Source organism: Mesorhizobium sp. M7A.F.Ca.AU.002.02.1.1 (assembly GCF_003998535.1).
GTDB lineage: Bacteria > Pseudomonadota > Alphaproteobacteria > Rhizobiales > Rhizobiaceae > Mesorhizobium > Mesorhizobium ciceri.
Genome location: NZ_RZPB01000271.1, coordinates 1 through 7,377 on the forward strand (window position 1 = coordinate 1; position 7,377 = coordinate 7,377).

At 64.6% G+C, this 7,377-nt stretch carries 11 protein-coding genes and 1 pseudogene; 4 read left to right on the forward strand and 8 right to left on the reverse strand.

Translation table 11 applies throughout. From position 1 onward, the window contains the following. The first annotated feature begins 161 nt into the window (after positions 1-161). Positions 162-650, forward strand: coding sequence for a hypothetical protein (locus tag EN879_RS17620; protein ID WP_027161068.1), 489 nt, complete (start codon positions 162-164; stop codon positions 648-650). Positions 651-670: 20 nt separating this feature from the next. Here EN879_RS17620 and EN879_RS17625 read toward each other — a convergent pair whose 3' ends face one another. Genes EN879_RS17625 through EN879_RS17645 form a run of 5 tightly spaced genes read right to left on the reverse strand, consistent with a single transcriptional unit; the run spans position 671 to position 3,029 of the window. Next, entirely contained in the window at positions 671-976 is a 306-nt protein-coding gene (locus tag EN879_RS17625; RefSeq protein ID WP_013528398.1) for an urease subunit beta, read from the reverse strand. A gap of 8 nt (positions 977-984) precedes the next feature. Further along, positions 985-1,572, reverse strand: coding sequence for a HupE/UreJ family protein (locus EN879_RS17630; RefSeq protein WP_063169757.1), 588 nt, complete (start codon positions 1,570-1,572; stop codon positions 985-987). A 33-nt stretch (positions 1,573-1,605) separates the two neighbouring features. Then, the gene (locus EN879_RS17635) at positions 1,606-1,860 is read right to left on the reverse strand and encodes a DUF1272 domain-containing protein (RefSeq protein ID WP_027161066.1); all 255 of its coding nucleotides are present in this window, start codon (positions 1,858-1,860) and stop codon (positions 1,606-1,608) included. Positions 1,861-1,870: 10 nt separating this feature from the next. Then, a complete protein-coding gene (locus EN879_RS17640) occupies positions 1,871-2,173 on the reverse strand; it encodes an urease subunit gamma (RefSeq protein WP_013528395.1) in 303 nt (100 codons plus the stop codon). A gap of 28 nt (positions 2,174-2,201) precedes the next feature. Continuing rightward, positions 2,202-3,029 (reverse strand): urease accessory protein UreD, encoded by an 828-nt coding sequence (locus EN879_RS17645; RefSeq protein ID WP_082826622.1) that lies wholly within the window; start codon positions 3,027-3,029, stop codon positions 2,202-2,204. 221 nt (positions 3,030-3,250) lie between these two features. Here EN879_RS17645 and EN879_RS17650 point away from each other — a divergent pair, with 221 nt between their 5' ends. The 3 genes from EN879_RS17650 to EN879_RS17660 all read left to right on the forward strand — a co-directional run bounded on the left by EN879_RS17650 (position 3,251) and on the right by EN879_RS17660 (position 5,587). Then, entirely contained in the window at positions 3,251-3,505 is a 255-nt protein-coding gene (locus EN879_RS17650; protein ID WP_013528393.1) for an acyl carrier protein, read from the forward strand. Between the two features lie 5 nt (positions 3,506-3,510). Beyond that, the gene (locus tag EN879_RS17655; protein ID WP_063169759.1) at positions 3,511-4,719 is read left to right on the forward strand and encodes a beta-ketoacyl-[acyl-carrier-protein] synthase family protein; all 1,209 of its coding nucleotides are present in this window, start codon (positions 3,511-3,513) and stop codon (positions 4,717-4,719) included. A 163-nt stretch (positions 4,720-4,882) separates the two neighbouring features. Continuing rightward, complete coding sequence (locus EN879_RS17660; RefSeq protein ID WP_063169760.1) at positions 4,883-5,587, forward strand: glutathione S-transferase N-terminal domain-containing protein; 705 nt, start codon at positions 4,883-4,885, stop codon at positions 5,585-5,587. A gap of 23 nt (positions 5,588-5,610) precedes the next feature. On the opposite strand, the gene EN879_RS17665 is transcribed toward EN879_RS17660, so the two are convergent. The 3 genes and pseudogenes from EN879_RS17665 to EN879_RS17675 form a co-directional block, all read right to left on the reverse strand. Beyond that, entirely contained in the window at positions 5,611-5,958 is a 348-nt protein-coding gene (locus EN879_RS17665) for a hypothetical protein (RefSeq protein WP_013528390.1), read from the reverse strand. 85 nt (positions 5,959-6,043) lie between these two features. Then, positions 6,044-6,664, reverse strand: a complete 621-nt coding sequence (locus tag EN879_RS17670) for a nucleoside triphosphate hydrolase (protein WP_063169761.1) — start codon at positions 6,662-6,664, stop codon at positions 6,044-6,046. A gap of 110 nt (positions 6,665-6,774) precedes the next feature. Beyond that, positions 6,775-7,377 (reverse strand): annotated as a pseudogene (locus EN879_RS17675) (hypothetical protein); the annotation flags it as partial.

Consider the following 7,377-nt stretch of genomic DNA (forward strand, 5'->3'; position numbering starts at 1 on the left):
CACTGACCCTGATCACCAAGAAGGCGAGCTGACGCCACGGCATGGCGGGCCGGCATCCGGCCGGCCGGCCGCATCGGGAAAGGAACCTTCGCCGGGCGGGATTCGTTTTGTTCTTTTCGCGCTAACCCGCGCCCCGAAACGATTTCTCTCAGGAGCGAGCGATGGCGATCACTTCTTTCTCGACCAGAATGCAGGCAGTCGCCGCCATGACGTTCCTGGCGGCGGCTGGTGCTGCTGCCGGACTGAAGGCGCAAGGACTGGAAAGCACGGAGACCGTCAATCGCATCGTCGGCTCGCAGGTCAAGCAGGAAGAGGCCAAGGCCAACACTGAGGCCGGCAACGTCAACACGGCGATCGACCGCACGCGTGAAAACATCGGCACGGTGCGCAAGACATCCAAGCTCGACAAGGTCGACATCGTGTTCCTCACCGATGCCGCGCGCAGCGAAGGCGGCCCGCCGCCGGAGATCGAGGCCAAGGTCAAGCAGCATCAGGACGACATTACGGAGCTGCGCAAGGAGATCGAGGCCAACGCGCTGCTGTTCAACGCCATCGAATCGCGGCGCGTGCAGGCGCAGGATGTCCTCGCCGTCGAATTCGACAATCCCGGAAAGATCGTCATCTACGCCGCGGCCAAGCCATCGAACTGAGCTGAGCGCGCCGGAAGATCTCACAGCTTGCCCATCACCTTCTGCTGAAATCCGTAGACCTCGCGCTTGCCGCCGAGCGGCACCAGCGTGACGTCGCGCTCCTGGCCCGGCTCGAAGCGCATGGCCGTGCCCGCGGCAATGTCGAGGCGCATGCCCCTGGCGCGCTCACGGTCGAATTTCAGCCCCTCATTGGTCTCGAAGAAATGGTAGTGGCTGCCGACCTGGATCGGCCGGTCGCCGCTGTTGGCGACTTTCAGGGTGACGGTCTGCAGGCCCTTGTTGAGCTCGATGTCGCCGCCCACCGTGATGATTTCACCGGGGATCATGGTCACCCTCACACGATGCCGAAGGCGAGACCGATGCCGATCGCCGCGCAGGCGGCACCGGCAGCGCGGGCCAGGCCACGAAACCGGATGCCGAGACCGAGACCGGTGGCGATGCCGGTGGCATGCAGCAACAGCGTGGCGGTGGCAAAGCCGGCCATGTATTCAAGCCCGCCGGCATTCTCCGGCACCTCGGTGCCATGCGCGTGGCCGTGGAAAAGTGCGAACAGGCCGATGATGGCGACGCCGGCCGAGACCGGCAGATCGATCGCCAGCGCCACCAGCAGTCCGAGTGTCACGACCGATGCCAGTATGCCCGGTTCGACGAAGGGCAGCGGCATATGCAGCATGCCCAGCGCGCCGCCGACCACCATGACGCCGACAAAGGCAGCCGGCCAGGCAAGAACCGCCTTGCCGCCCTTGAGCGCCGCCCACAGCCCGACCGCGATCATCACCGTCATGTGATCGAGGCCGGAGAGCGGGTGCATGAAGCCGGCCGTGAAGGAGGAGGTGGTGCCCAGGCCGACATGGGCATAGGCCGGCAGGGCGGCGGCCAGCAGCAGGATCGCCGACAGGCAGAGGCGTTTGGCGGATATCATTCTGTTTGCCTTTCGTTTTGCTCGGTCTGGTGTTCACGCCGCCTTGCGGGGGCCGCAGCCTTCGGCCTTGAGTACGCGTTTGCTCGACGCAGGATATTTCTTCAGCATCGCTGCCGGGCGGATCGGCCGCGCCGAAAAACCACCACCGCAATTGGGGCAGATGCCGCCCAACACCTGTTCCACGCATCCGGCGCAAAAGGTGCACTCGAAGGTGCAGATCAGCGCATCCGTCGCCTCGGGCGGCAGGTCCTTGTCGCAGCATTCGCAGTTGGGACGCAGCTCCAGCATCCTGTCCTCCTCAACGGATCGGTTCGTGCACGGTCACCAGCTTGGTGCCGTCGGGAAACGTCGCCTCGACCTGCACGTCATGGATCATCTCGGCGATGCCTTCCATGACTTGCGCGCGGCTGACGACATGAGCGCCGGCTTCCATCAGTTCGGCGACCGGACGGCCGTCGCGGGCGCCTTCGACGACGAAATCGGTGATCAGCGCAATCGCTTCCGGATGGTTGAGCTTGACGCCGCGTTCGAGCCGCTTGCGCGCCACCATCGCCGCCATGGCGATCAGCAGCTTGTCCTTTTCCCTCGGCGTCAGGTTCATGCGTTTCCCTGGATTGGTAGAGGCAGGCCTATAGTGACCATAATTTGGGCAACCCCGCCCTTCCGTTGAGCAATTCGACGAGTGGAACCAGCCGCTGGCGCAGTCGGTAGCCATCCCCGGCGTAGAGCCTCGCAAGAAGCTTGCCAGATTTCTTCACGCACCAGGCGCTGGCGCTGCCCTGGTCGCCGACGATCTCCAGAACCGGATCGAGCAGGGCTTCGGCGCGCGGCGACACCAGAAGCAATGTCGCCACCGCGATCGCGCCGCCGGCAACCGCCGGGCGATCGAGCGTTGCGGCGATATCGGGCCCGATGCGGAAATCCTCGGCATGAACGAGGGCGCCATCCTGACGCACACGCCAGCGGTCATGGAAGTTGCCCTGCGTGGCGCGTTCGCCCATCGCCAGGCGGCCGAAGACGGCGGCTTCCAGCACCAGCGCCTCGGCGCCGACGGCAAGCTCGACGTTGAGCGTACGGGCAAAGGCCGCCCTGTCGAAGACGATGGTTTCCTGCGGCAGCCAGGCGATGCGGCCGTTTTCGCCTACCGACAAATTGACCCGCACTTCGGCATGGTCGGATGCCGCCCGGTAGATCTTCTCGCAGGCCTGCGTGGTGATCGATGCCGAAGCGGCCGCGCCGACATCCACGTCCCAGGCGATACGGTCGCCGCCCGTCATTCCGCCGGCGGTGTTGATCAGCACCGCTTCGAGCGGATCGGCCGAGACGGCCGGCATTCTTATCTTGGCGGCGCCGTCCTGATAGAGGCGCCGCAGGCGCGTGCGGCCCTCGCCAAGCGCGCAGGAAAGCCGCGCCACGCCCGCAACGCGCTGCGTCGAAATCCCGCCATGTTCGCCCATATCCATGCCTGCACGTTAAGCACTCCGGCGGCTTTGTCGATATGGAGTTCGATATAGCTTGTTGCTTGACAACGTTTCGGTTTCTATAGAGGGAACCACCTTGGTACGGTCATGCTGCGCTTGGCGGGGGTATTAAACGACGACGGCGGCTTGATACCAGGAGAAAAAGGGGCGCTGCTCAGTCGGCGTCGGGAAACGCGAGATAGTGGGGAAGGAACCGAATGGCCGACCAGCTGGCAACGGATATCATCGCGAAGATCAAGGCTCATGCCGAGCCGGGCGGCGAAGAAATCACCACCACCACCGAATTGACCTCGCTTGGCATCCATTCGCTCGAGCTGACGGAGATTATCTTCGATCTTGAGGAAGAGTATGGCATCGAGATCGAGATGAACACGGTCGACGCCTGGAGCAATCTGAAGAACGTCGGCGACATGGTCGAAGCTGTGCGCGCGCTGATCGCGAAAAAAGCCTGAACTGAATGCGGCAGCGCGTTGTCATCACCGGCATGGGCGGCATTTGCGGGCTCGGCACCAGCGCGCCCGCGATCTGGAACGAGATGCGCGCCGGCCGCTCGGCCATCGGCCAGATCACAAGTCCCCAACTGCATGATCTGAAGGTCAAGGTCGGCTGCGAAATCAAGACGCTTCCCGATCACGGCATCGACCGCAAGCAGACCGTGTCGATGGACCGCTTCAGCCTGCTGGCGACGATCGCAGCCAGGGAAGCCATGCAGCACGCCGGCCTGGTCTCGACTGAAGCCACCACCTATCGGATGGGCACCGTCGTCGGCGTCGGCGTCTGCGGCTGGGAGGCGATCGAAGAGAGCTATCGCGCCATACTGGTCGAGGGCAAGAACCGCGCTGGCATCTTCACCGTGCCAAAGGTCATGCCAAGCGCGGCCTCTGGCCATGTCAGCATGAATCTGGGCCTGCGCGGCCCGGTCTTCGGCGTCACCTCGGCCTGTTCGTCGTCCAACCACGCCATCGCCTCGGCTGTCGACCAGATCAGACTTGGCCGCGCCGATGTGATGGTCGCCGGCGGCACCGATGCGCCGCTGGTCTGGGGCATCCTGAAGGGCTGGGAAGCACTGCGCGTGCTGGCGCCCGACACCTGCCGGCCATTCTCGGCCGACCGCCAGGGACTGTCACTCGGCGAGGGCGCCGGCATGGCGGTCCTGGAGACGTATGAGCACGCCATGGCGCGCGGCGCCACCATCCTTGCCGAGGTCGCCGGCGCCGGCCTCTCCGCCGACGCCTCCGACATTGTCGCGCCGACCGTCGAAGGGCCGACGGCGGCCATGCGCGCCTGCCTGGCCGATGCCGGCTTCAATCCCGAGGATGTCGACTACCTCAATGCCCATGGCACCGGCACCAAGGCCAACGACCAGATCGAGACGGCAGCGATCAAGCGCGTCTTCGGCGACCATGCCTACAAGCTTTCGGTGTCGTCGACCAAGTCGATGCACGCCCATTGCCTCGGCGCATCGGGTGCGCTGGAGATGATCGCCTGCGTGATGGCGATCCGCGAAGGCATCGTGCCGCCGACGGCCAATTTTCGTGAGGCCGATCCCGATTGCGACCTCGACGTCACGCCGAATGTGCCGCGCGAGCGCAAGGTGCGCGCCGCGATCAGCAACGGCTTCGCGTTCGGCGGCACCAATGCCGTGCTGGCCTTCAAGGCTGCCTGATCTAAGGGGCGGGCGGATCTGCCCCAGGCAGGCCATTCCGTTGACTGTCCGTGCACGATGAACCCCTTCGCCGCCATATTGATCGTGCCGTGCGCCGCGTCTAATCCTTGGCCGACCCGCCAAAACCGCGCCGCTCGGCGCGAATCCTCATCCAGGAGTTTCCATGGCAGACCTGTCCGCCTTTCCGATCGCAACGCGTTGGCCGGCCAAGCATCCGGACCAGCTCCAGCTCTATTCGGCGACAACGCCGAACGGGGTGAAGATATCGATCGCCCTGGAGGAACTCGGCCTTCCTTACGAGCCGCATTGGGTCAACATCGGCCAGAACGAAAGCTGGACACCGGAATTCCTGTCGCTCAATCCCAACGGCAAGATACCGGCGATCATCGATCCCAACGGCCCGGACGGCCAGCCGATCGGCCTGTTCGAATCCGGCGCCATCCTGCTCTACCTTGCTGAAAAGACCGGCCTGCTCATGCCCATTGATGGCGCGCGCCGCTACGAGACCATCCAGTGGGTGTTCTTCCAGATGGCCTCGGTCGGGCCAATGTTCGGCCAGGTCGGCTTCTTCCACAAATTCGCCGGCCGCGAAATCGCCGACAAACGCCCTCTGGAGCGCTATCGCGACGAGTCAAAGCGACTGCTCGGCGTGCTCGACGGCCGGCTGAAGGGGCGCAAGTGGATCATGGGCAATGACTACACCATCGCCGACATCTCGCTGCTCGGTTGGGTGCGCAACCTGATCGGATTCTACGAAGCACGCGAACTCGTCGGCTTTGACGATTTCGCCCATCTGGGAACATGGCTGGAGCGCGGCCTGGCGCGGCCGGCGGTGCAAAAAGGCCTGACCATCCCGGCCAAGGGATAGAAAAACCAGCCTCCGAAGCGCGGCTATTTCGCCTTCGCTTTGGCTTTCGAACCGCCTTTGCCCATGACGGAAGCGGCGAGCGACGCAGCACCTCGGGCGGCGACCATGACCGCGCCGGCAGCGACGTTGGCTGTGGCCTTGGCCGTGCGCATCGCACTGCCGCCCAAGGAGTCGCTGGAACTCGCGGGCTTCTTCGGCTTTGCGGCTTTTGGCGCGGCTTTCGCTGCGGCCGGCACCACTTTCTTCGGCGCTGCCTTGCCGAAAGCCGGCTTGGCGTCCTTCGAACGGCCTGTCATTGCCGGGCCGGCGCCGGTTTTGGATTGGGTCGCCTTGCCCTTGGCGGGCGCAGGCTTTTTTGCCTTGGTTGCCATTGGACCGAATCCCTCTTTTGGCACAATTGTCGTGTCGGGATAACGGCCTGAAAGTCTTAAAGTTCCCCTTGCACAATCCGTCGAATCAAGCGGAAAGGCCGATCACCAGATCGGCGGCACTGCGCCGCGCGAGCACGCGCTCGATGTTGGGCAGGTCGTTGGAAGCGATCCAGGCGCGCGCATCTTCATCGGAGCGGCCATGCTCGTGCCAGCGCTCCATCAGGCGGCGCTCGAGCTCGTTGCGCGGCACGTCGACGAAGATCGAGAAATCGAACAGCGGCGCCAGCCGCGACCACGGCTCTTCGTCGAGCAGCAGGTAATTGCCTTCGACCAGGATGAACTTGGTTTCTGTGGCGACGATCGAGGCTGCGGCGCGCGACAGTTCCATGTTGCGGTCGAAGACCGGAATGGCGATGTCGGGTTCACCGGCACGGATACGCTTCAGCAAGGCCTCAAAACCGGCAAAGTCGAAGGTTTCCGGCGCGCCCTTGCGCGCGCGCAGACCGCGCCGCTCGAGCACGGCGTCGTCATAGTGGAAGCCGTCCATCGGTACGACCTCCGCTGCCCCTTCGGGCAGCAGTTCATGCAGCCTTGCCGACAGCGTCGACTTGCCGGCGCCCGGTGGACCGGCAATGGCGACGATGAAGCGGTTTGCCTTGCCGGCGCGTTTGAAGATGGTGGCGGCGAGATGGGCGATTTCGGACATGAGAGCCTCTCTGGCAGAGCTTCAGATCCACCATGTTCCGCATGATGATTTCGGCCACATCTTGGCGACAGTTCACGGAAATTTCAAACCCTGCGGCCGCGCAATCACACCTACGAGGCCAGCGGCTGGCCGATGCGCAGGAAATCGCTGTCGAAGGGAACCTCCCGCGTCGAACCGCCGGCATGCAGCCGCATGCGGCCATCCGCCGTCGTGACGTCCCGCGGCGGCTCGCCGCCCGACAGCGGCAGGACGCCGATGACGTGGCGAAAAGACACGCTTTGGCCTTCGCCCAGCGCAAAAGCGGTCGCCACCCCTTCGCGCTTCAGCCAGTTGTCGCCGATCGAGGCGGCATGGCCGACGGCAGCGCGGCCATCCTCGATGCCGAGCACGCCAAGGTGGCGGCCGCTCCATGGGGCGTAGTCGCGCCCGCCATTGCTGAACCACAGCATGGTGATTGGCAGTTCGGCCGGGTTCTTCAGCACCAGCACCAGATCGTCCTCGGCCTGTCGTGCAAGCGCGGTCCATCCCGGCCCGCCATGGTCGGCTTCGACCAGCGTGATGAAATCCTCGCGGCGGTCATCCATGCGGTATTCCGTCAGGTCGAGCGTGCCGCCGCCGGCGGCGGGAAAATGGCCGAGATCGGCGGAGCGCGCCGGATAGGCGAGCATGAAGCGGCCGCGTGCGGGATCGGGCTCCAGCGGATCGTCCAGCGT